Annotated in this window: 35 protein-coding genes and 1 pseudogene; 1 reads left to right on the plus strand and 35 read right to left on the minus strand. The window is 71.5% G+C overall.

Annotated features, from left to right (window positions below; genetic code table 11):
- Nucleotides 1-2 precede the first annotated feature (2 nt).
- The 20 genes from B4N89_RS20610 to B4N89_RS20700 form a co-directional block, all read right to left on the minus strand.
- A complete protein-coding gene (locus tag B4N89_RS20610; RefSeq protein WP_078977313.1) occupies nt 3-1,568 on the minus strand; it encodes a capsid protein in 1,566 nt (521 codons plus the stop codon).
- Nucleotides 1,568-2,848 carry a PBSX family phage terminase large subunit gene (locus B4N89_RS20615; protein ID WP_078977314.1) on the minus strand — a complete coding sequence of 427 codons (1,281 nt, stop codon included), beginning with the start codon at nt 2,846-2,848 and terminating at the stop codon, nt 1,568-1,570. The genes B4N89_RS20610 and B4N89_RS20615 overlap by 1 nt, the downstream gene beginning before the upstream one ends.
- Nucleotides 2,848-3,384, minus strand: a complete 537-nt coding sequence (locus B4N89_RS20620) for a helix-turn-helix domain-containing protein (protein ID WP_078977315.1) — start codon at nt 3,382-3,384, stop codon at nt 2,848-2,850. Before B4N89_RS20620 ends, B4N89_RS20615 begins: the two co-directional genes overlap by 1 nt.
- A 10-nt stretch (nt 3,385-3,394) precedes the next feature.
- Nucleotides 3,395-3,676, minus strand: a complete 282-nt coding sequence (locus tag B4N89_RS20625) for a hypothetical protein (RefSeq protein ID WP_143658040.1) — start codon at nt 3,674-3,676, stop codon at nt 3,395-3,397.
- A gap of 10 nt (nt 3,677-3,686) precedes the next feature.
- Nucleotides 3,687-4,721 (minus strand): DUF4082 domain-containing protein, encoded by a 1,035-nt coding sequence (locus tag B4N89_RS20630; protein WP_078977317.1) that lies wholly within the window; start codon nt 4,719-4,721, stop codon nt 3,687-3,689.
- Between the two features lie 13 nt (nt 4,722-4,734).
- Nucleotides 4,735-5,247 (minus strand): hypothetical protein, encoded by a 513-nt coding sequence (locus tag B4N89_RS20635; RefSeq protein WP_078977318.1) that lies wholly within the window; start codon nt 5,245-5,247, stop codon nt 4,735-4,737.
- Between the two features lie 60 nt (nt 5,248-5,307).
- Nucleotides 5,308-5,877 (minus strand): hypothetical protein, encoded by a 570-nt coding sequence (locus tag B4N89_RS20640; protein WP_143658041.1) that lies wholly within the window; start codon nt 5,875-5,877, stop codon nt 5,308-5,310.
- Nucleotides 5,878-5,969: 92 nt separating this feature from the next.
- Nucleotides 5,970-6,251, minus strand: coding sequence for a hypothetical protein (locus B4N89_RS20645; RefSeq protein ID WP_078977320.1), 282 nt, complete (start codon nt 6,249-6,251; stop codon nt 5,970-5,972).
- Nucleotides 6,252-6,401: 150 nt separating this feature from the next.
- Nucleotides 6,402-6,575 carry a hypothetical protein gene (locus B4N89_RS20650; protein ID WP_235618708.1) on the minus strand — a complete coding sequence of 58 codons (174 nt, stop codon included), beginning with the start codon at nt 6,573-6,575 and terminating at the stop codon, nt 6,402-6,404.
- Nucleotides 6,576-6,668: 93 nt separating this feature from the next.
- Complete coding sequence (locus B4N89_RS49850) at nt 6,669-6,821, minus strand: hypothetical protein (RefSeq protein ID WP_161500765.1); 153 nt, start codon at nt 6,819-6,821, stop codon at nt 6,669-6,671.
- On the minus strand, nt 6,818-7,204 hold the full coding sequence (locus B4N89_RS20655; protein WP_078977322.1) for a hypothetical protein: 387 nt from the start codon (nt 7,202-7,204) through the stop codon (nt 6,818-6,820). Before B4N89_RS20655 ends, B4N89_RS49850 begins: the two co-directional genes overlap by 4 nt.
- A 29-nt stretch (nt 7,205-7,233) precedes the next feature.
- The gene (locus B4N89_RS20660; protein WP_078977323.1) at nt 7,234-7,446 is read right to left on the minus strand and encodes a hypothetical protein; all 213 of its coding nucleotides are present in this window, start codon (nt 7,444-7,446) and stop codon (nt 7,234-7,236) included.
- A 130-nt stretch (nt 7,447-7,576) separates the two neighbouring features.
- Entirely contained in the window at nt 7,577-9,520 is a 1,944-nt protein-coding gene (locus tag B4N89_RS20665; protein ID WP_078977324.1) for a hypothetical protein, read from the minus strand.
- Nucleotides 9,520-9,897: a hypothetical protein gene (locus tag B4N89_RS20670; protein ID WP_078977325.1), complete on the minus strand. Its 378-nt coding sequence runs from the start codon at nt 9,895-9,897 to the stop codon at nt 9,520-9,522. The genes B4N89_RS20665 and B4N89_RS20670 overlap by 1 nt, the downstream gene beginning before the upstream one ends.
- 65 nt (nt 9,898-9,962) lie before the next feature.
- Complete coding sequence (locus B4N89_RS49855) at nt 9,963-10,895, minus strand: hypothetical protein (RefSeq protein ID WP_161500766.1); 933 nt, start codon at nt 10,893-10,895, stop codon at nt 9,963-9,965.
- Between the two features lie 281 nt (nt 10,896-11,176).
- A complete protein-coding gene (locus B4N89_RS20680; RefSeq protein ID WP_143658042.1) occupies nt 11,177-11,425 on the minus strand; it encodes a hypothetical protein in 249 nt (82 codons plus the stop codon).
- A 4-nt stretch (nt 11,426-11,429) separates the two neighbouring features.
- Entirely contained in the window at nt 11,430-11,726 is a 297-nt protein-coding gene (locus B4N89_RS20685) for a hypothetical protein (RefSeq protein WP_078977328.1), read from the minus strand.
- Nucleotides 11,727-11,757: 31 nt separating this feature from the next.
- Nucleotides 11,758-11,949 carry a hypothetical protein gene (locus B4N89_RS20690; RefSeq protein WP_078977329.1) on the minus strand — a complete coding sequence of 64 codons (192 nt, stop codon included), beginning with the start codon at nt 11,947-11,949 and terminating at the stop codon, nt 11,758-11,760.
- Between the two features lie 131 nt (nt 11,950-12,080).
- Nucleotides 12,081-12,275 carry a hypothetical protein gene (locus B4N89_RS49860; protein WP_078977330.1) on the minus strand — a complete coding sequence of 65 codons (195 nt, stop codon included), beginning with the start codon at nt 12,273-12,275 and terminating at the stop codon, nt 12,081-12,083.
- Between the two features lie 89 nt (nt 12,276-12,364).
- The gene (locus B4N89_RS20700; protein ID WP_078977331.1) at nt 12,365-12,721 is read right to left on the minus strand and encodes a hypothetical protein; all 357 of its coding nucleotides are present in this window, start codon (nt 12,719-12,721) and stop codon (nt 12,365-12,367) included.
- A gap of 124 nt (nt 12,722-12,845) precedes the next feature.
- On the opposite strand from B4N89_RS20700, the gene B4N89_RS20705 reads away from it, so the two are divergent.
- Nucleotides 12,846-13,031: a hypothetical protein gene (locus tag B4N89_RS20705; protein ID WP_078977332.1), complete on the plus strand. Its 186-nt coding sequence runs from the start codon at nt 12,846-12,848 to the stop codon at nt 13,029-13,031.
- A gap of 2 nt (nt 13,032-13,033) precedes the next feature.
- On the opposite strand, the gene B4N89_RS20710 is transcribed toward B4N89_RS20705, so the two are convergent.
- The 15 genes and pseudogenes from B4N89_RS20710 to B4N89_RS20775 form a co-directional block, all read right to left on the minus strand.
- On the minus strand, nt 13,034-13,783 hold the full coding sequence (locus tag B4N89_RS20710; protein WP_078977333.1) for a hypothetical protein: 750 nt from the start codon (nt 13,781-13,783) through the stop codon (nt 13,034-13,036).
- Between the two features lie 84 nt (nt 13,784-13,867).
- Nucleotides 13,868-14,155: a hypothetical protein gene (locus tag B4N89_RS20715; protein ID WP_078977334.1), complete on the minus strand. Its 288-nt coding sequence runs from the start codon at nt 14,153-14,155 to the stop codon at nt 13,868-13,870.
- Nucleotides 14,156-14,321: 166 nt separating this feature from the next.
- Entirely contained in the window at nt 14,322-14,534 is a 213-nt protein-coding gene (locus B4N89_RS20720) for a hypothetical protein (protein WP_078977335.1), read from the minus strand.
- Entirely contained in the window at nt 14,531-14,830 is a 300-nt protein-coding gene (locus B4N89_RS20725; RefSeq protein WP_078977336.1) for a hypothetical protein, read from the minus strand. Before B4N89_RS20725 ends, B4N89_RS20720 begins: the two co-directional genes overlap by 4 nt.
- The gene (locus B4N89_RS20730) at nt 14,827-15,159 is read right to left on the minus strand and encodes a hypothetical protein (protein WP_143658043.1); all 333 of its coding nucleotides are present in this window, start codon (nt 15,157-15,159) and stop codon (nt 14,827-14,829) included. Before B4N89_RS20730 ends, B4N89_RS20725 begins: the two co-directional genes overlap by 4 nt.
- The gene (locus B4N89_RS49865) at nt 15,156-15,497 is read right to left on the minus strand and encodes a helix-turn-helix domain-containing protein (protein ID WP_161500767.1); all 342 of its coding nucleotides are present in this window, start codon (nt 15,495-15,497) and stop codon (nt 15,156-15,158) included. Before B4N89_RS49865 ends, B4N89_RS20730 begins: the two co-directional genes overlap by 4 nt.
- A complete protein-coding gene (locus B4N89_RS49870) occupies nt 15,494-15,730 on the minus strand; it encodes a hypothetical protein (protein WP_161500768.1) in 237 nt (78 codons plus the stop codon). The genes B4N89_RS49865 and B4N89_RS49870 overlap by 4 nt, the downstream gene beginning before the upstream one ends.
- Nucleotides 15,731-15,782: 52 nt before the next feature.
- Nucleotides 15,783-16,097 carry a hypothetical protein gene (locus tag B4N89_RS51535; protein WP_235618709.1) on the minus strand — a complete coding sequence of 105 codons (315 nt, stop codon included), beginning with the start codon at nt 16,095-16,097 and terminating at the stop codon, nt 15,783-15,785.
- An 82-nt stretch (nt 16,098-16,179) separates the two neighbouring features.
- Nucleotides 16,180-16,407, minus strand: a complete 228-nt coding sequence (locus tag B4N89_RS20745) for a hypothetical protein (protein WP_078977339.1) — start codon at nt 16,405-16,407, stop codon at nt 16,180-16,182.
- Between the two features lie 69 nt (nt 16,408-16,476).
- Nucleotides 16,477-17,634, minus strand: a complete 1,158-nt coding sequence (locus B4N89_RS20750) for a hypothetical protein (RefSeq protein ID WP_078977340.1) — start codon at nt 17,632-17,634, stop codon at nt 16,477-16,479.
- Entirely contained in the window at nt 17,631-17,981 is a 351-nt protein-coding gene (locus B4N89_RS20755) for a hypothetical protein (RefSeq protein ID WP_078977341.1), read from the minus strand. Before B4N89_RS20755 ends, B4N89_RS20750 begins: the two co-directional genes overlap by 4 nt.
- Nucleotides 17,981-18,292 (minus strand): hypothetical protein, encoded by a 312-nt coding sequence (locus B4N89_RS20760; protein ID WP_078977342.1) that lies wholly within the window; start codon nt 18,290-18,292, stop codon nt 17,981-17,983. Before B4N89_RS20760 ends, B4N89_RS20755 begins: the two co-directional genes overlap by 1 nt.
- 70 nt (nt 18,293-18,362) lie before the next feature.
- Nucleotides 18,363-18,800: pseudogene (locus B4N89_RS20765) on the minus strand (single-stranded DNA-binding protein); the annotation flags it as partial.
- A gap of 6 nt (nt 18,801-18,806) precedes the next feature.
- Nucleotides 18,807-19,052, minus strand: coding sequence for a response regulator transcription factor (locus B4N89_RS20770; RefSeq protein ID WP_078977344.1), 246 nt, complete (start codon nt 19,050-19,052; stop codon nt 18,807-18,809).
- Between the two features lie 342 nt (nt 19,053-19,394).
- Nucleotides 19,395-20,921, minus strand: a complete 1,527-nt coding sequence (locus B4N89_RS20775) for a DnaB-like helicase N-terminal domain-containing protein (RefSeq protein ID WP_078977345.1) — start codon at nt 20,919-20,921, stop codon at nt 19,395-19,397.
- Nucleotides 20,922-21,123: the final 202 nt, after the last annotated feature.

Here is a 21,123-nt window from a genome sequence, read left to right on the forward strand (position 1 = left end):
CGTCACCCCTCGATCGGATCCGACTCCTGCCCGAAGTCGTCGCCCGGCGGCAGCTCGTCGGCGCCGAACGCTGTCGGGTCCTCCGTTGCCATGCCGGTCTCGGCCAGGATGCGCGCCACCTCGGCGCTCACCTGCGACGGGTCCCAGTCCGGATGGACGATCTCGACGAGCGTCTGTGTCGAAGCGGCCTGGGCGCGACGGAGCGCGTCGACCGTGTTCGCCAGTGTCAGCATGTCCTCGCGGATACCGTCCGCGAATGCCACGGCGGGCGGCTCGGTCGAGACCTTCGCGCCGAAAACTTCGCGGTACGTCGCCAGCCAGTTGCCGAGCGCGTGCGACAGCTCCGGGCGCCACGTGAGGACTTTGTCCGCCTTGGTCAGGCCAGTCAGCCGCTCCTTGCTGTCGACCTCCGTGGCGGTGATGGCGACCTGGTCACTCGCGCCGAACGTCTGCGTGCTGTACCCCGCCGACGTCAGGATGCGCTCGACGAGGTCGTCCACCGTGGCCTTGTGCTCGGCCGCGCGGATCGCGAACTGCGTGACCGCCAGGGTGAGTGAATTGCCCGGCCGCTGGAGGGCGTTGAGGGTTGCGTACACCTCGCGGTCAACGTCGAATCGCGAGCCGCGCCCTGGGCCGTTCGAGTCGAGCATCGATTCGGGGACGTGGACGCGGCCTTTGGCCAGACGGATGTCACGCATCCAACTGCCGTACGCCTCGTCCAGGTTGTCCATCAGCGACACGACGCCGTCCAGGTCGGAACGCCCGAGGTGCTCCAGACCGGGCATGCTCCGCCACCTGCGACTCATGCGGTTGGCAACGTACGTCGGCCCGAGCCCTTTGATGTTCGTGGCGATGCGGCCCTCGGAGTCGACCTCACGGGCCAAACCCGCCAGCGCGGGCATGTCCTCCAGCGGCACGGGCATGCCGAGCTGGTCCCGTGTGCCCTGGTAGAGGCCGTGCATGACCCACCCGGGCTCATGCCGTTCCAGGTGCCGCCAGACCTGCCCGTCGTCCTCGGCCATGATCCGCCAGAATGTGACCGCGCGGAGCATGCCCCAGGTGAACTCGGGAACGGCGCGGTCGGCGTGGACGGTGTCGATCCACGGCCGGTCCGAGATGTCGGTGTCGTGGACCGTGCGCAGGTAGACGCCGCCGAGCATGGCGGACACCTCGGCTGCGTTCTTGAGGCGGGCGTGCGCCCGGTCGTCCAGGTACTCCGTGAGCTGGTCCTGGGTGCCACGGTCCGCCGCCGTGATCTTCGGGGGCTCGGCAAACAGCAGCCGGGCGGACATGGCGCAGATGTCGCCCGCGATCGGCACGTGGATGTGCGAGCGCTCTTCTCCGGCCGGTGTGGGCTGCCCCCACCACCAGCGGGACAGGCGGCCGACGAGCCCGCCCGCGTACTGGCCCCGCTTGGGGTCGAATCCGCTGGTGACGCCACCGCCGTACAGGCTGGTCAGCCGGTCGGGGTCGCCCGCCCACCAGGTGTCCCAGATGTGCATGTCGGTGAGCGCCGGCTTGAGGTATCGCGGCGGCCATGGCATGTTCCCGCCCTCGGGCAGAGGCATCAGGCAGCCACCTCCAGGTGGGTCGGGATGTAGGGGCGCCACAGCGCCTCGGTGGTACGGATGCCGTAGCGGAGCGCGTCGCAGGAGTGGTCGTTCTCCTTGAGCGGTTCGTCCCGACCGGCCTCCGCCGCCGCGTCGTCCCAGGCGTAGCCCGGGAGTTCGTCGATCAGGCCGACCGCCGACTCGTGCACCACCAGGCGCCCGGCGGCGAACAGGCTGGACACCGTGCGGATGCCGTCGAGGACGGCGTTGTCGGCCTGGGACACGCCGGTCACGCCGTCCCGGTGGAGTTGCTCGATGTAGGACGACGCCGACGGGTCGACGATCGTCCACTCGGGCTGCACGCCGAGCACGTTGGACCCGGGATGCGGCACTGCGGCGAGCCATCGCCGCCGGGCCTGGCTGTACTCGGCGTCCGTGAGCTGGCGCCGGGCGAGCCGCGAGTCGTGCCGGTACTCGGACACGACGTAGAGCCGGCGGTCGACGCCGAGGCCGATCAGCACGTCGCTGTAGGGGTTGACGGTGCCGTAGTCGATCGCGTCGCACAGCCACCGGTCGATGCGCGGCAGGTCACGGACGACGTGGCGTTCGACGTCGAACATGTCGTAGATCGAACCCTCGGACTGCGTCCACTGGCCCTGGATGAACCGCCTGTACCAGAGGCCCACGTACTCGGCCTTGAGCGCCCGGACGTAGGCCGGGTCCAACGAGGGGTTGTCGTCCAGGGTGAAGTGCCATGACCTCAAATCGAGTTCGCCCTCGCGCTGGAGGAACTCCCGCTTGAGCCAGTGCCCCGGGTTGTCGGGGTTTGTCGTGGCCAGGAGTCGGGCGCCCGCAATGGACAGGCGCGCGAGCATCTGCCTGAAGAAGTCCTTCGGCAGGAGCGACGCTTCGTCGATGTACGCGAGGCAGACCGTTGCCCCGCGGATCTTGCCCTCGGACCGCCTGTCGTTCGCCCCGATCAGGTGCACCGTGCGGCCCATGATCACGGCCGTCGACGCGCCCGGTGTCCACCTGATCAGCCTGGACAGTGGCCCGAACAGGGCCTGGTCGACGAGGGGTTCCATGATGTTGCGGCCGATGGTGTCGAGTGTCCGGCCGGTGATGATGATCAGGCCCCGGGGCGGGGCCGCCGCCACGGCCGCCAGGAACGCGATCAAGCTCGCGATGGTCTTGCCCGATCGGACCGCGCCGTGCCAGATGCAGATGCGGGCGTTCGCCTCGACGATGCTCTGGATCTGCCGCGGCGACAACAGCCGCCGGATCTCCTCGGGGAGCATCAGGCCCCCTCGTCTGTGGCCTCCTGCTGATCGCGGTGGATCGCGGTGAGCCCGGCCATGAGGCTGGTGATGAGGTCGCGGCCGGCCTGCTCGTCGCTGGACCCGGCGTCGGGCGGGCACAGCTTGAGACTGCGGTCGTAGAGCATGCTCGCCGCAGAGGCGAGGGCCCGCTTGTCGGAGGCGGGCGGTTCGTCGACCGCACGCTCCTCGTAGGTATTGTCCTTGCCGCCGAAGCTGAAGACCACGGCCGGCTGGCTCATCTGCTCGCGTATGCGCATCGCGTCCAACAGGCAGAAGTAGGCCTCGCGGGTGCGCAGTCCCTCCAGGTCGGCCTTGCGAGCGGCGGTCGCCGCCTCGACCTCCGGGCCTCGGGCGAACGTGAACCCGGCATCGGCGACGGTCAGCGAAACCGTGCCCGAAGACCGGCGGGTCTCCCGGCAAATCTCGTTGCGGGTCATGCCCTGCGCGTGAAGGGCGAGGATGTGCTGCCGTTCCTCGTCGGTGACCGGGACCTGGCGGACGCCGCGTGGGGTCACGATGCACCTCCTACCGGATGGTCAGCGTGCCGGACCGCAGGATCACGGTTTCCGGGTCGGCTGCGACGCGGACGTGGACGCTGTACCGGCCGGGCGTGAGGTCGACGCCGCCCGGGCCAACAAGTAGCTGCGCGCCGCCCGTGGTCAGTTCGGCCGGGTGCCATGTCGGCAAGTCCGGCAGGGGCAGCCCGAGGGCGGTGAACGCCAGGTCGATCGCGGTCGGTGACTCGCCCGCGGCGGAGGTGACAGGCACCTCGACGTACTGGGTGGAGTCGTCGTACAGCACAGCCACGGCGGTCTCCCTACGTCGTCGGCGGCCCGGCGGCCCAGGTCGTGCGTGGCGGGCCGACGCGGATGTGGTGCGGCCCCGGTGGCGTGCCGGTGGCGCCGACTGCGGCATCGACGAGGCCGATGGTGTCGACGATCGTGGCGGTCAGGACGCGGTCGAGGGTGGCGGTCACCGTGTCGGTGAGGCCCAGTAGTTCGCCTGCCGAGCGGGCGCCGTCGAGCGTTGCCGCAGGGGCGTCGGTGAGCCCGAGGAGGTCACCCGGCCCGCGGGCCCCCGCCTGCGTGGCGTCGACCGCGTCCGTGAGCCCGAGCGGGTCGATGATGTCGCGCGGCCGATCGAGTCCGGCGGTGGCCTGGTCGGTCAGCCCGAGGGGATCGACCGCTGCCCTGTCGGCGTTGATCACCGCGTTGGCCTGGTCAATGAGCCCCAGTGGATCGGCGGGGCCGCGGTCGAGGGCCTGCGTCGCTGCGGCCAGGTCGGTGAGGCCGAGCGGTTCGCCGGGCGAAGCTGTGTAGTCCGTGCCGCCGGGGTTGACGTCGGCGATCGTTGCGTCGCCCCAGTAGCAGCCACCGTTGAATGTGGAGGCGGGCGCGGCAATTGCGCCGGCCTCGTCGAAGCGGCCGTTGCCGACGGGCGCGGTGGTAACGGCGCTCGCCGCAGGGGCGGTGATGATGCCGTTGCTGATGCCGCTGGCGCCGGGGCCGCTGGCGAAGTACCCGCCGGTGCCGGCGTACCTGTCGGTGTGCCGAATGACGATGACGTACCTGGTGCCCGCCGACAGTTGCACAGGAGCGGCGAGCGTGGCGGTATGCCAGCCGGTGCCGCTCAAGGTGAACGTGACGGCGGTGCCGGTGACCTGGGTTGCGGTGGTGACGTTGTAGATGGCCCCACTGACAGGGCCGAGTTCGCTGAGTGTTGCGCGCCAGAAGTGGAGCGCGGTGACCCACCCGGTAGCGCTGAGGATGATTTCGGTGCCGAGGTTGATCGGGTTGGTGGCCTCGTCGGTCGGGCTGCCGTTGGTGGCGGGCCAGAGGCGGTACGTGGCCACTGTGGCCTCCTCGTCAGGCGCCGAGCAGGTCGTGGCTCCAGGTCACAGTGAGCGTGTCGCCGGAGCCCTTCGACCCGATGCCGGTGAGGAGCGCGCGGGCGATGGTTGCTGCGGCGAGGCTGGTGGCATCGGTCAAGGTCTCGTTGACGAGGACCACCTCGGTGATCGGGCTCGCGGTGGTGGCCTTGCCTGCGGCCCACACGGCGCGCCAGGTGATGCGGCGGGACGCGGTGGCGAGGGACGACTGCGGGTAAGTCGCGGCGATGGCCTGGTGGGAGTCGGTCAGGTAGGTGGCGAGCGCGGCGCCGCCGCCGGTTTTGGCCGGGGTGGTCGAGCCGGTGCCGAGCTTCATGCCGGTGACCTGGGCGGGCGGGCTGGAGATGGCTGCCGCGCGCTCCATGTAGTACTGGTCGCCGACCTGGGTCACCAGGTTCGTGGTCTCGCAGCGGCCGATGATCCGGCCGGCCGGGTCGACGAGTTCGGCGATGACGAGGCTGTGGATACGGACGAGGGATCGGGGGTCCATGGCGCCCTCCTCCGGGCATGAGTAAGGCCCCGCACGACGGCGGGGCCTCGGGTGGGCCGGCTACGGCAGAGCGGGCGTGCCGGGTGACGGCCCGTCCGGGTCGGGGCAGTTCATGCGGATGGCCGGCCAGCGGTCGGCCGTGAAGTCGCCGCCGGTGTACAACTCCGAGGCACGCCCGTCCTTGAGCCATCGGCCGCTGCAGACGTACACCTTGCTGGTCTCGGAGCGAACGACGGTGATGTCGACCTTCTCCATGCCTTCGCCGCGGTTGAACAGCTTCGAGTACGAGCGGATCACGTCCTGGGCGCCGGGGATCGTGGCGTCGGGCACGAGGAGTTCGACGTTGCCCGTCCTGGCCTTGAGGTCCTTGATTAGGACGGTGTAGTGCGGAACGGGGCCGCTCGGATCGGTCAGGTCGGGTGCGTCGCCGCTGTCGCTGCTGCGAACGACCGCGAAGCCGATGGCGAGCGCCAGGACGACGACCACGAGGACGCCGATCCACACGCCTGTCTGTGCGCTGCGGCGCGGAGGCGGCGGCGGGGGATGGTAGCCCGGCGGCGGTTGCTGGTAGGGCTGTTGCGGACCCCATTGGCCCGGCTGTCCGGGCTGTTGCGGCGGCTGGTAGCTCATGATCCCCCCACGGGTCAGGTCCCGGGGAGGCTACGCCCACCAGCCGTCGGAGGGCGGGTGCTTGGCCGAGTCGTAACCGATTGCCGCCGAGGTCAGGTCCGTTCGGGCCAGTGCCAGGTGCCGCCGGCGTGTTCGGTCTCGTCCTGGATGATGTCGCGGTTGAAGAACATCCCGGTTGGGTTCAGGACGCACAGGCCGACCGCCCAACATCCGGTGCCGCCGTCGTTGGGGCAGCCGTCGTGCGGTTCGTCGGTGCGGTAGGCGGGAACTTCGGTGACGATGGCCGCGCGGCACTGTGAGGTGTACTCGCCGCCGGGGGTGCCGTAGCTGACGTAGTGGACGATCCGCCCGACGGTGGGCGCGGGTTCGGTCATGGCGGCCTCCAGCCACTCGGGGACAGGGGCATCGGATGTGCCGAGAGCCCCGGGCCGGTGCGGCTCTCGGGGCTCTCGAAGTGCGTTCGGGCACGACTCGCCTGTGCGGTTATCGTGCGCGCTCAGGATGCACGACCGGTGATCACCCGGTCAAGCAGGCTGTTTCCGCTGCTCACGCTGCTGCATCGCGGCCCGCAGGTCGCCGACGTAGTACAGCGGGTACCGCTCGGTCCCGCCCCAGCGGCGGAGTTGGCCTCGGCGGACCATGCCGCGCAGTGCGGCCGGGCTGAGCCCGGTGATCTCGGCGGCGAGGTCGGCTCGCATGATGCCTGGCGGGAGCATCGGCCGGGGTTTCGGTCGCATCCTCCGATGATCGCACCGGGCCGGGCTACGGGCGCCATTCCTCGCGGTCGTCGGTCACGCTCCACCTCCGGCGAGCACTCGTGCCGCCACGACGACGGTGACGATCGGCGTGCTGATCATGGCGCTGAGGATGACGCTCTCCCGGTAGGCGGGGTCAGACCACCAGTCGCGCAGCGTGTCGGTGATGCGGTGCGCGAGCCAGGTCATGCGTTCTCCTCGACTGCGGGCGGGCGGACGCCGTCGGGTGCTACCGCCACCTCCGTCAGCGCGCGGGCACCGTCGTTGAGCAGCCTGCCGACGTGGGCCAGGTACTCGTCGCGCAGAACACCCTCGGGTAGGTGCGGGGCGGTTGCGGTCGCCAGGCTGGACATCTCGGTCAGCAGGGTCACGGCGATCTCGGCGAGCCGAGCAGCCATTGCCCGGGGCGCAGTCCACAGTTCGGTGACCGCTGCCTGCACCTCGGGCGACGGCTGACCGGCGGCCGCTCGGGCGACCTCGCGTCGCGCACGGCTGTGGCCGAGGGTCGGTGCGAGGCGGGTGGTGAGGGCGTTCCGGAGGTCGGGGCTCAGCGGGACGGCGATGGTGTCCATGGACAGATCCTCCCCTATCGGGCCGACGCTCACAGGGCGTTCCGCTCGAGCGAGAAGTGGAGCGTGGTGGCTTTGTTGGTGCGGATCTCGCGGAGGGCGTGGGCGAGGATCGTCTGATACGCCGTCTCGCGGGTGTCGTTGGGCGTGGGGCTGTATGTCCCCTGGTCGGTGTAGGTCCCCATCCCGCCGTCGGGCAGGGTCCATTGCAGGGTGATCACGTAGTGGTACGTGCCGTCGGCCATGTTGGTCTCCCGTGTGGTGTCGAATGAGGCGTCAGGTGGTGGCGTCTGACGCGTCAGGTCGTCGCGCGCATGCGCACGCATAGGGCCCGGATCGCCCTGACGCCTGACGCGTCTGACGCGTCAGGGCAGGTCAGGCGGGGACGAGGTCGCGGATGCGGTAGTTGCCGCGGCCGTCGTCCTCCAGCAGGCCCGCTTTGACGAGGGCTTGGAGTTCGCCGGTGACCCAGGTGCGGGCGCGGCCGACCCGCGCGCGGACGTCCCGAAGATCGTGCGGCCGGAACTCGGTGCGGCCGGCGCGGTTCATCTCCACGATTGTCTCCCGCAGCAGCGCGACGGCCTGTTCACGGGGCATTTCTTGAGTGGCCGGCCGGGCGAAGGTGATCGACGGCGTGGTGGGCACCTCGATCGGCGCGTCGACGTCGGGCTCGGGCAAGTCGGGCTCGTGGTTGACGGGCAGGTCAAGGCGATCGGTGTCACGAACGATCACAGCGGGCCCCTGGCGGGGGGCGGGCATGGTCGTTGTCGTGGCGTCCCGGTGCCGGTTTGCGTAGGCGCCGCCCGCGGCGGCGGCGGACACGGCGTCCAAGCTCGCGCGGATCTCGGCGTACCCCTCGACGGCCTCGGCGAGCTGCTCGGCGGTGATGCGGTAGGCCCGCATGGGCGTGGCGTACCGCTCCTCGTCCACGCCGGGTGCCACGAGGTAGGCGTAGCCGGCCCGGCGGTTCGCCCACGCTTCGGGGGCGGCGCCCGCGGCGCGAACCTCCGGCGGGAGGGCCATCTTCGCCGTCGTGCTGCCCTTGACGCCGAAGCACCAGGTGGCGCCGATCTGTTCGCGGTCGTCGCCGGACATGATGCCGACCGAGGGCCGCTGGAGGGAGATCACGATGAACACGCCGGCGGAGCGCGCGGTCTCCAGGAGGCCGGTGATGTCCTCGCCGATTTCGTCGCGGAAGAGCTTGGCGGCCTCTTCCCACCACACCACGAGGGCCGGCATGTCGTGGGTCTCGAAGACGTCGGGGGTCCACTGCTTGTGGCCCCACCGGCCGAGCTGGTCGGCGCGGGCGGCGATGACGTCGGGGAGGGCGCGGATCTGGTCTCGGCATCCGGCGGTGTCGGTGACGACCCAGTCGCCGCCGGCCCGTACCGCGCCGAGGGTTTGTTCGCCTTTGACGGGGTCGCCGAGCCACAGGCAGGCGTCGCGGCGGGTGAGGAGGTCGGCCCAGGTGACTTCCCCGCCGGAGGATTTGCCGCTGCCGTTCATGCCGAACACGCCCAGGTGGGTGGCGTTGCGGCCTGCTTCGGGGTCGCCGTTGAGCCAGAACACGGCGGGGATGCCGTCCTCGTACAGGCCGACAGCGAAGCCGTCGCCGATGCTGCCGCCGGGGGCTGATGGGCCGGGCCAGGGGATGGTGTGTTTGAGGTGGTCGCGCGGGACGACGATCAGTTCGGCGCGGCCCGCGTCGTCGGGGTCGGCTTGGACGCGGACGCTGTTGCGGCCGACGCCCAGGGCCGCTGCGATGGTGCGGGTGGCGTCCTGTACGCGCTCGATGTCGCCTTCGGGCGAGACCACGTGGAGTGGTGCCTTCACCCGGCCGCCTTCGACGGCGGGCGGGCCGATTTCGACGCCCTTGAGGGCGCGGACCTGGGCGGCGAGGCCGCTGTCTCCGGCCGTGAGGGCTTTCGGGCCGTCCGAAGTGGTGCCGCCGTTGCGGGTGATGCGGCGGATCGTCCACGACAGGGGCGTGGCGATGCCCAGGATGGCCCAGGCGGACAGGGCGCCGGGGCTGGTGGGGTCGATGGCGGCGGAGAGGGCGATGCCGCCGGTGGCGAGGCCGACGGTGGCGGTGGCGTGCGCGCGCCACAGCGGTGCGGACGTGGGGGTGATGTGGCTGGTGCCCCAGGTGACGGCGGCGGCGAGGAGCGCGCTGGCCATGGCGGGGCCGGGCTGGTCGTGCCATGCGGTGTGCGCGGCGTGGGCGAGGCCGTAGGTGGCGGGGGTGGCGAGCCAGGCGGGGACGTAGGGGGCGACGGTCGAGAGGGCGCGTTCTGCGGCGCGTTGCTGGAGGGCGGCCATTACTTCTTGCCCCCGATCTTGAAGTCGGGCTTTTTGGCGGCCTTGGGCCTGGTGGTGCCGTAGGCGTCGTCGAGTTCGGGGGCCATGTGCTTGGAGAAACTCGACTTGGCGCGTGCCGCGCAGACGGCGGCGGTGTTGAACGCGTCGGCGGCGGACTGGATGTGGCCCGCGATCAGGGACGCGCGTTTTTTCGACGAGTGATCGGCGTCGGGGTGTTCGGGGAGTTCGGACAGGAGTCCGCGGATTTCGTCGGCGAGGTAGGAGATGTGGGTGGCGCCTTCGCGTCCGATTTTGCGGATGCGTTCGCAGAGTTCGTTGAAGGCGATGTCGTCGGTGACGTCCTGGTCGCCGATTGCTTCGACGATGGAGCGAGCCATGGTGGGGTCCTGTCGTGGGCCCGGGGGCGGCGCGCGGCGCCTGCTCGCCCGGGGTGTGGTGAAGGCTAGTTGGCCGAGCTGACGAGCTTTTCGACGTCGGCGCGGGCGTACATCTTCCAGCCGAGTTCGTTGCGCCCGGCGAGCGGGACGATGCCGTTGGCGGCCCAGTCGCGGAAGGTTGCCGGGTGGACGCCGAGCATTCCGGCGGCCTGGCTCGCGGTGATGCGTGCGGGCTCGGGCTCCGCGCTCGCGGGTCGCATCTCGGGCTCGCCGGTCGCGTCGTCCGCCCGGTCGTGGGTGTCGGTGTCCTCGCCGGCCGGCGCCTCGGCCGCCACCTCGAGGGCCTGCGGCTCGGGGGTGGGCGCGGCCTTCGCGTGCTTGCGCTCGACCTTCGCGGTTTTGGGCGCGCGGGTCGCGCGTTGGGCGAGCCACACGTCGAGGAGGCCGCGTACGCGCTGGAGCATCACGGCGACGAGGTGCGCGCCGAGGGCGATGCACAGGTTCGGCGCGGCTGCGGCGAGCGTGACGTGCGCCCAGGTCATCGACGCGGACTCGTGGGTCACGCGCGCCGCTTCGAGGCCGTGCGCGACGTTGAGGACCGTTGACACCGCGGTCAGACCGACGACGGTGCCCATGGCGGCGCGGTAGCCGGCGCGGCCGTAGAGGGTGATAGCAGCGATGATCGCGACGCCGTCGAGTCCGTCGATCGCCAGGGGATACCACCGGCGGACCTCGCCCAGGCCCACGTCGACGGCGGTGTCGCGCAGCGGTACCCAGGACACGCGCATGCCGACGATCACGGTGAGGACCAGGAGGCCGGCCACGATCGTGAACGCGAGCATGGCGGCCGAGACGTGCCAGCCGGTGACGCGGGGCTCGGGGGTCGAGCGGGGTGGGCGCGTGGGTCGCGGGGGTGCCGCGTGGGGGTGATGTGTGGGCGTGTCCTGGGGGGTGATCACCCGGGAGCGCCCACGTTGGATAACGTGCGTCGCAGCCATGACGAGGTCCGTTCTCGTTCGTGGTCAGGTCCTGCGTCCGGTGCTACCAACACCGGCCAGGGCCGTTTTTCTGTTCTCGTCCCGTCGTTATATCACGGATTATGATGGTCTGTTGCGATTCTTTCGAGGGTCGCGTAATGATCAAGTAGCGGGCGCGGCCCGCGAGTTCGACGGTGCGCAGGTCGAGCGGTCGCGGACGGCGGTTGTCGGTCCGGAGAAATGCGAAGCGCCCGCAGCCCGCCCTCCGGCGCGAGGGTCGAGTTGCGGACGCGAGGGTCGCGTCAGGTCGCGCGCTTGCGCTCGACCCGCGAGTAGTCCTCGCCCGGCAGGCGCTCGACCCGCGCGCCGGGGACCCTCATCACGAGGGTGTGTTCCTCGCCGTTGACCCAGCCCTGGTACTCGATCAGGGCCCACCACGCGCCGGTCGCGTCCCGCTGCCACCAGCGGATGCGGGCGTCGAGCCGGCCGCCGCCGGGTTGGGCCACCCGAACTGGCGGGTGGTGCGCGGCAGTCGGCGGGCGCGTGTCCATGGCGTCATCGTGGCCGGTTCGGTCCCCAGATGTCTCGCTCCCCGGGGATGACGCAGTCGGAGTCGTACACCCAGTCGTCGGCGTAGTGGCGGCGGTCGTCGCCGGTCCACTCGGTGTGGATGATCACGGCGCCGGATCGGAGCTGGGTCCAGCCGGCGATGCAGCCGTGGCGCCAGGCGCCGTCGATGGCGAGGAGGGCGTAGGGCCAGGGGTGGGGGTGGCCGCCGTGGCGGATGGTGTCGTAGTCGCGGGTCGGGGGCCAGGCGAGGCTGCGTGCGGGGGCGGGGTGGTCGGTGTCCACCCCGCCATGATCTCGCACATGTGTTCGGGTATCAGTCGGCGTTGCGGACGATCGGACGCCGGCAGGTGCTGCACTCGTTGGGGACGATGCCGGCGACGATGTCGTGGCCGGAGTGCGTGGTGTCGCCGTCCTGCGGTTCGCCGTAGCAGAGCAGGCACAGCAGGCGGCTGTTTCGGTTGATTGCGGCGAGGCCGTCAAGGCCGCGCGGGTACGGGTTCGGCATAGCGGTGCTCCCTGCTGCTCGCGGCCGGCTGGTCCGGCGCACTCTCCGACCCCGGGCGTGTGTCCGGGGTCGGCGAGCGGGACGGCGTCAGGCGGGGTGGAGGGCGGCGATACGGCCGTCGGCCTCGACGGTCAGATCGATGAGCGCTGCCCGGCGAGGACGCGGTAGGCGCGAGCGGCGGCCTCGTAGTACTCGGCGGCGGCGGCGTAGTGCCGGAGCCGGGCGTCGGGGTCGGCGTCACTGGCGGCGATGCAGTCGGCGGCTGCCGCGATGTGCTCGGCGGCCACGTCTTTGAGGATGCGGACTCGGCGGTTGGTGTCGGTCATGATGGGTCTCCCTGCTGCTCGTTGTGGGTGGATGTGGGGCCCGGGGTGGCCAGCTTGCTGCCAGGCGGTGCGGCCATCCCGGGGCGGGGCTACGCGGCGAGGCGGTACGCGAGGCGCTCGAACGTGGCGGCGGCGGTGCGGTCCTTCGGCCGGTAGACCAGCGCGCGGGCCACGAAGGCCGGCAGGTCGTACAGCTTGACCGTGACGCGCTTGGTGACGCGGCCCCGGAGCTTGATGCGGCCGGCGGTGGTGGCGGTGGGCTCGACGCCCCGGGAGAACGCTCCGGCGAACCGCTTGGCGGAGGCGGGCTCGATGCCGGCGGCGGTGAGGTGGTCGGCGGCGGTGGCGAGACCGGTGGCGACCGCGCGGGTGGCGGTGCGGCGGGCGCGGTTGGTGCGGATGGCCTGGCGGGTGTGGTGGCGGGCGGCGCGGGCGGTGGCGTTCACGGTGGACTCCCCTGTTGAAGCGGTGTTTCTGTGTCCACATAAAAGCATTCTCCCGGTGAGTACGCAACCCCTTCTCCGCATGTCACCCTTAGAATCTGTGACCACGGAAACTCAAGGAGGACTCATGGCCAAGCTCGGCAGACCCGCAACGGGCGAGACGCCCATCCGCCGCTTCCGATCCGGCGCGATCTGGGACGCCGCGAAAGCGAAGGCCGACATCGAGGGGCGGACGATGACCGACGTCCTCAACGACGCACTGCGCAAGTACGCGGCGACGCCACCGAAGCCGCCGACCCCGCCCGCCAACTGACCTCACGCCGCCGACCACCCAGCCCGCAGCCGCTGTTCGTGCTCGTCGATCAGCGGCGGCCGGGTGTCGACGCGCTCGGGCGGTGCGGCGGCGGTCAGCATCCACCAGTCGTCCCGACCGCGCGCCTCCCTGCACCGGCCGCAGGTGATCACGTCGTCCCCGGGTGCGACGGTCAGCGTCGACCCGCACGGGCACCGGCCCGCGTACCGCTCCTCCTGGCCGTCGATCGCCGCGTACACGCCGCGCAGCACGCTCGCCGCCGTGGACGTGACGTCGTCCTCCAGCAGCGCGGGGAGCCCGCGTTCGACCGCGCCGAGGAGCCACAGGCAGGCCCAGGGGGCGCCGTGCCGCCACGTGTAGTCCCACCTGTTCGGGTCGGCGCCGGTCAGTTCCGTGTACGTCCGGGCCGGGACGCCGCGGACGAGGCTGTGCCGAAGCCGCCGGAGCACGCGCGACGGCGGCGCCGCGGGCTGCACGGCCTGGGCGATGCGGTCGGCGAGGGAGCACAGGTCGGCGGTGAGGCGGTGGGCGGCGAGGAGCTGGTCGAGGTCGCACGGTGCGGGTGAGGCGCCGCGGCCGTGGATGCCGAGTTCGACTTCGCGGCGTTCGGCGACCCACTCGACGTAGCGGTCGAGCTGTTCGGCGGGGGTGAGTTCGCGGCGGGGCGGGCGGGGCCTGCGGGTGCCGGGCTCGCCGGTGAGGAGGGGCCAGGTGTTGAGGATGCGGGTGAGGTCTCGGATCGCGTCGTGCATGGTCGCTCCCTGGGCGGTACGGTCCGGGGTGTGAGGCGGGACCGTGCGGCCCTCGGGTGACCGGGGGCCGCCGCCGCGTCCGGGTCAGCCGGCCGACCGACCGAACGGGAAGCCGCGCTCGTACTCCTCCCGCGTCATCGAGGGCACCTCGGGCGCGGGGTCGATCCAGGTGATGACGGTGGCGCCGCCGTGGCCGTGGACGTGCTCGGCGTCGTGGATGCTGGCCCAGTTGACGGTGCTGGGTCGGGCGCCGCGCCAGCGGACGGTGACGGTGCCGTCGGGCCACATCACGCCGTCGGCGACCCGTCCGGTGCCGGAGGCTCCGGTGACGTCCGTCCGGCGGTCGAGGTAGAACCTGCGGGGCTCGGTCATGTTCGTGCTCCTTGGTGTGTCTGTCCGGTTTCGTTCCGGTCTCGAAACGATCTACGTATGGCGGTCGTTGCAGGTCGGGCGTACCGTCCCTGGTCCGGCCCACCCCCCCGGCCGGTGTAGGGCCCGTGCTCTCGGAGCCGCCGATCGAGCGCGGGCCCTCGGCGCGTCAGGGCGACCAGCGCCGGTCGCAGCGAGCGCAGTACGGCCAGCCCGCGTATCCGGAGACGGTGCCGTCGGTGCGGAGCGTCAGCGCGCCGTGCTCGGGGCAGCGTTCGTGGTTGGAGCGGAGGACCCAGTACCAGGAGCCGCAGGGGCAGATGGCGGGTTCGTCGCCGGCGGGGGGTCGGCGGTCGGCGAGGTTGATCACGGGGCCGGTCACTTCGGCCCCCGGTTGTCGAGGGCGGCGATGATCCGGTCGGCGCATCCGGCCGCAGTGAGGCCGTGGCCGGCGGGTCGGGCCTTGAGGCCGTTGGCGTAGTCCCGCACGCGCTGGTCGGCTTCCTCGGCTCGTTCGGCGCGCTGGTAGTGGTGGTCGTAGCCGCGCCGCCACCGGTCGCGTTCGGTGGTGAGGCGGGCGATGCCGGCGCGGAGGCGGTCGGTTTCGGCGCGGGTGAGGGCGTGGCGTTCGGCGCGGTCGAGGAGGTTGTCGAGCTGCTCGGCGGTGGGCTCGGTCATGTCGGGTCGGCCTCCTCGGCTTGGGCGAGCGCTTCGGCAACGGTGTGGCCATTGACGGTGACGTGTGGGGCGGCGGCGCGGGCGAGTTCGAGCGCGGTGTCGAGGTCGAAGCGGTGCTCGCGGAGCCAGTCGTCCTCGCGTTCGGACGGCCGCATCTCGTAGTCCCAGGTGCCGTCTCGGCCGAGGCACCGGCTGTGGCGGGTGACGGCCCAGAGATCGCGGCCCCGGTACTCGACGTCGATCGTGTAGGACGGTTCGTTGATGTCGCCCTCGGGGAGCGCGCACACCTGGTAGCGGGTAGGGCGGACGTGGATGCGGGGCTCGGTCATCGCTGCGGCTCCCGTGTGTGGGTGGCGGGGGTGCGTGTGCCGCACGTGTTGCACGTCATCCCGGCGGGCGGCGTGCCGGTGCAGGTCGGGCAGTCGGCGGCGGCGAGGAGGCTGTCGGCGGTGACGCCGAAGACCGCTGCGAGGACGGCGAGTTGGTCGGCGCTGACGTGGACGGGTGCGCCGTCGCTCATGCCGCGTTCGATCTTGCTGATGGTCGCGCGGTGAACCGCGAGGCCGTGTTCGGTGCAGCGGTCGGCGAGTTGCTGCATGGTCCAGCCGACCTGCTTGCGGAGGGCGCGGGTGTTGAGGCCGACGGCGCGGGAGGCGGTGGCGGTCATCGCTTCGGTTCCTCGCCGATGAACCCGGCGCGCTGCGGGGGCTGGTCTGCCCGGTAGCCGATGACGATGACGTCGTCGTCGATGGTCACGAGGACGGAGCTGTCCGCGTTGGGGTCGTTGTCGCGGGCGACGACTGCGGCGTTGATGGCGTCGGCGACGTCGGTGTAGTGCGCGGGGGTTTGGAGTGTCCATTCGTGGTGGACGACGGTGCGGGTGCGGCGGTCGGCGAGCATGGTGGTCTCCGGTGGTGGGGCCGGGGCGCGTGGCCCCGGCCGGGCGGGTGGTTCAGGTGCTGCGGGTGGCGAGTTGGTGCTCCAGGTCGGCGACGCGACCGCGCAGCGCGTCGATCTCGGCCCGTGCGGCGATGAGTTCGGTCTCCGGGTCGACCGGCATGCGGATGCCGTGGTCGGCGAACGCGGCGACGACGTCGGGGTCGTCGAGGAACAGCTCCAGCGACTCGTCTTCGGTGTCCCAGTCGCCGTCCTGGAGCCTCCTGATCAGGTCGCCGAGGACCTTGCGCTTGGTGGGTCCGTCGACTCCGGCGTCGATGAGCGCGCGGGCGACGGGGTCGAAGATGTGGCCGGCTGATGCCCAACCCATGGGTCTCTCCTGGGGGTGGTGGTGGGTACGGTCTGTGCGGGCCCGCCCCTCGGTTCGCGCGAGGGGCGGGCTGTTGCGTGGGTCAGGACGGGTCGGGCAGGAAGTAGGCCCGGTCGAGAGCTGCCATGGCCTGGCGTGCGTTGTCGCAGGCCAGGGAGCCGTCGCATTGGTTGCTGGCCGCCTGGCAGGCCGGGCAGTCGTCCCAACCGCCGAGGACGCTGATCTGGTGGGCAACGAGTGCCTTCGCGGCGCCGAGGCCGGATCGGAGGACGCGGATGGTCTCGGCGTCGGATCGCGCGGCGGGGGTCATCGGTGGTGTCTCCTGTCGTCGGCCGGGCTCGGATGGCCCGTGCGCGCGGCTGTGTGCCCGTCTGCGGGCTCAGCGGGTGTCGGGTGTCTCTTTGGATGCGGGCGCGCCTGCGGGGCTCTCAGGGGCGCGTGGGGCGTCGAGCCAATGCGTCGACTCCACCCGGAGCACCCGCACCTCCGACGCCCCCGGCCGTGCACGCCGCCGGGCAGCCCGGGCATGGGCGTCCTCGCGGCGCGCATACGGCCCCCAGTCGTCCACCCAGCCATCCGCCGCCGCCCCCGGCTGCCACGGCTCGCGGGCTTGGACGACCCACTCGACGCGCGGCGGGTACAGCGGCGGCTCGGCGGCCGGCGAACGGTCCGTCACCCGCATCCAGCCCAGGGCTCCCCGGTGGGCGTAGGTCTCGGCAAGCGCCCACCGGGCCACGGCCACGGCGTCACGGTGCTCGACCCGCAGCTCGTGCCGGCCCCGCCAGGCGGACCGCCACGCCGACCGCAGCCGGGCAGCGTCGTCCCGCGCCTCGTCCCGCTCGGCCTCCAGCCGCTCGGCCGCGTGCTCGGCCGCCCATGTCCGGTCCCGCGCCAGCCGCCAGTCGCCCCGCGTGGGCATCCCACGCCCGGGATTCGCGTCCGCCTCGTCTCGGCGCCCGATCTCCGCCGCCATGCGTCCGGCGAGGTCCGCCGTCAGGGCGCCCAGGCCGGGGCCGATCGCGACGGCGGTGGTCCGCAGGCGCTGGATCTCGGCGGCCTGTTCGGCGACGACCGCCTCCAGCCGGTCGCGCTCCGCGTCCGTCGCCGCGATCGTCTCGATCAGCGCCTCCCGGGTCGGCTCGCCGTCGTCGTCCTCGTCGGCATCGCGGGTGACCTCGATGAGCGCGGTGTCGTAGCGGGCGATCGTGGCGTCCCGCTCGGCGAGTGCGGCCAGCAGCGCGGCCACGTAGTCGGGCGCCCGCTCGGTGAACCGGGCGACCGCGTTGTCGATACCGCCCGCCTCGTCGACCAGTTCGGTGCCGGAGAACATGCTGCGGCCGTCGCGGACCTCGTGGAACAGCACCTCGACGTCGCAGCCGTCGGGGTCGGGTTCGTGGTCGGTCGCGATGACCACCGTGCGGCCGGCGACGAGCACCGTGTGGCCGTCGACCTTCCATCGCCAGGGCGGGGCGGGGACGGCTGCCAGGTCGGCCCGGATCGCGTCGAGGTCGAGCGGCGCCGCGGTGGGCTCGGTCATCGGGGCGTCTCCGTCGGGTGGTCGGCCGGGCTGCGGCCGTGTGTGGTGGTCGCGGCGGCGTCGCGGACCATGCGGGCGGCGTCGTGGTAGGCGTCGCGGATCTCGCGGCTGGACAGCTCGCCGCCGGACTCGCGGAGTTCGTCGCCCCGAGCCTGGATGGCGTCGGCGATGCGCTCCTGGGTGGTGGGTGGTGTCCAGCCCTGGTCTACGGCAGCCCGGACGACGGCGACGGCGAGCCAGGCCGGTTCACGGCTGGTGAGGTCCTCGATGGCCGCGGTGATTGCATCGGCCAGGTCGAGTTCGGCCGGGGTGGGTGGCCGGCGGTGGCTGTCGGGCGTGCGGGGCATCAGGTGCTCCTGGTGGCGGGGTCGGTGGGTCGTCCGGTCGTGGCGGCGAGCCGGAGGCCGGGGACGCCGTGGCCGTAGAGGGTGATGCGGTAGTCGCCGAATCCGCCCTTGCCGTAGGTGAAGGACTCGTTCTTCGTGGTGATCGTCTGGGCGTCGACCGCGACGAGGTCGCACCATTGCTGCCACTGGCCCATCGAGGCCGGGCGGGTGTGGACGGAGGCGTGTCCGTCGGAGCAGTCGACTGCGTGCGGGAGGACGAGGCCGGCTGCGGTGGCGGCGTCGGCGAGGTGGTTGGCGAGGGGCTCGGTCATGTCGGGTCCTGGGTGTTGGGGTCGGGCAGGAGGCGGTAGCTGGCCCTGGCGGGGTGGGTCAGAAGGGGGCTTCGTTGCTGGAGTTGGGCGGGTTGCCCCAGCCGCTCTGCCGGGTCTGCTGCCGTGCGTTGCCGCCGCCACCGCGGCTGGCCTTGGTGACCGTGGCGGTGGCCCACTTGAGGCTCGGGCCGATCTCGTCGATCTCGAGCTCCACGACGGTGCGTTTCTCGCCCTCTTTGGTCTCGTAGGACCGCTGCTTCAGCCGGCCCTGGACGATGACGCCCGTGCCGCGCTGGAGGGATTCGGCCACGTTCTCGGCGAGTTGCTTCCAGGCGGAGCAGCGCATGAACAGCGGTTCGCCGTCTTTCCATTCGTTGGTCTGCTTGTCGAAGGCGCGGGGTGTGGACGCGACGGTGAAGTTGGCGACGGCGGCGCCGCTGGGGGTCCATCGGAGTTCGGGGTCGGCGGTGAGGTTGCCGACGATGCAGATGGTGGTGTCTCCGGCCATGTGGGTTCAGTGCTCCAGGGGTTCGATGTAGCCGCGGCTGAGGGCGATGGCGACGGCATGGGTGCGGTCGTTGGCGCGGAGGCGGATGGAGGTGCGGCGGATGTGGCATTTGACGGATGCCGGAGCGAGGTAGAGGGCGCGCCCGATTTCGGCGTTGCTGTGGCCGAGGGCGGCGAGGGCGAGGACTTCGCGTTCGCGGGCGGTTGGTGGGGTGTCGGGGCGGGGGTCTCCGCGTTGGGTTCGGGTCGGCATCGGGCCGGGTGTCCTTTCGAGAAATTCACCAGCCCCACGACCTCGCCCCTCCCTATAGGGGAGGGGGCGGGGCGAGGTCGTTTTCGGGTGCTGGCCGGTGATCGGGGGCGAGGTGGGGGCGAGGTCGGGGCGAGGTGTGATCGTTTAGGTGTTTATGCAGGTCAGAGGTGGTTTTGACCTCGCCCCTGATCATGGAAGTTCAAAGCTGACGATCCGTCAGAATCGCGCCGGTTATGTCCGATTCGACCTCGCCCCCACCTCGCCCCTCGGCGGGGCGAGGTCGCGGATGTCCGAACTGTCGGAGTAGGGACCAAGATCAGGGGCGAGGTGGGGCGAGGTCGTTCAGGACGCATCCGGAGCCTCCCGGTAGGGCCTCGCAGACCGGTGGACGAGCGCGTTCCGCTCACCCTTCTCGACCACCACGAAGCCTTCGCGAACGAGCAACTCCATTGCCGCGCGGACGGCCTCTCGCTTGCCGCCGGTCAGCGCCTCCAACGACGCCTTCGACAAGCCCGGGGTCTCCTCGACGATGCGGCTGACCTTCTCCATGAGGGCCGTCGGCCGGTGCGTACCGCCCGCAGACCCGGGAGGGCCGTCGTAGGGCCGCGGCGACCGCAACTCGACCCGCACGCTCCGGTCCTCGGACGAGAACATCTGCAGGTCGCCGATCACCGCGCCGACCGCGTGTTCCCGAACCCGGCCCGGCCGGTCCTTCGCCACACGCACCCGACTGATGCCGTGCGCGCCGTACCCGAACGGCTTGATCGGCTCGACCAGGTAGGCGGCGCCGTCGATGCCGGCGAGCTTGTGCTGGGCGCCCATGGCGTACCGACCACGCTTCTCCGCGTCCTTGACGACGTGGTCGATCATCGCCACGGCCGGGCCCTTGCGGGCGACGAACCGCGGAACCGCCTCGTAGAACTGGGCGGCGCCCTTGTTGTCGAGCGGGTCCAGGCCGTGAAGGTTCATGGCCTCGGTGACGCCGTCCACGACGCACAGGCCGGGCCGGTCCCGCTCGATGACGGCGCCGATGACGGACCGGGCCGCGTCATCGATCGGGATGTCGGGTCGGCAGTACCGCAGGCCTTGCAGGATGAGGTCGGCGGGGATGCCGAGCGCCATGAGGCGCCCGACGATGCCCTCGGCGGAGTCCTCGAAGTCGAGGTACAGAACGACGCCGCCGGCGCCGATGAGCTGGGCGCAGGCCAGCAGCAGCAGCCAGGTCTTGCCGGATTCCGACTCCCCCGACACCGAGTGGATCTTGCCCGCGTACAGGAGGGACTCGCCGTCGTCGCGCTGCAGGAACTCGGGTGCGGCGTTGAGCTGTTTGCCCGCGACTACGTCGGTCAGGTCGAGCGGCGCCCAGGGGTGGGCGACGTCCAGGGTGGCGGCCGTCCGCTTCTCGACGAAGCTGGTGATGAGCTTCCCGGCGAGTTCGCGATCGTGGTCGGGCGAGTGGCCGTTCTGCATGAGTCGGGTGCCCAGGGCGATCTCGGAGCGGATCTCCGCGTGTTCGTGGATGATCGCCGCGTAGTACTCGGCTTGGCCAACGACTGCGGCCTGGGAGTACACGGTGTGGAGGTAGGGCGCGCCGCCGACGCGTTTGATGTCGCCGCTGCGGGTCAACTCGTGGTTGAGAGCGATCGGATCGGTGGGCGTGCCTTCCGCATGGAGGCGGGACAGCGCCCGCCACAAAGTCTCGTGGGCCGCCCGATAGAAATCACCCGGGTCCATGAGCGCAGCGGCGCGAGCGTGCTCCGCGGGGTCGTACATGGACAGTCCGAGGATGCGCATCTCGGCGTCGATGTCGTGGGGCGGCAGGCGCGTCAGGGGTCCCTCGTCCTCGCGCAGGTAATGGACGTTGTCCACGGGACTCCTCGGTCAGATGAGCGTGAGCTGCGTGCAGGTGGGCGGCGGACACATGTGTCGTCGGTGGCCGGCCGGGGTGCCGGTCGAGAGTGCGTCGAGGGCCTGGTCGGTGGTGATGGACCCGCCGCCGGGGAGGTATGGGCCGTATAGGTGCGGGTCGGCGTCGAGATGCCCGTCGGTGGGGCTGTGGAGGACCGGGGCC

Source organism: Embleya scabrispora (genome assembly GCF_002024165.1).
GTDB classification, from domain to species: Bacteria; Actinomycetota; Actinomycetes; order Streptomycetales; family Streptomycetaceae; genus Embleya; species Embleya scabrispora_A.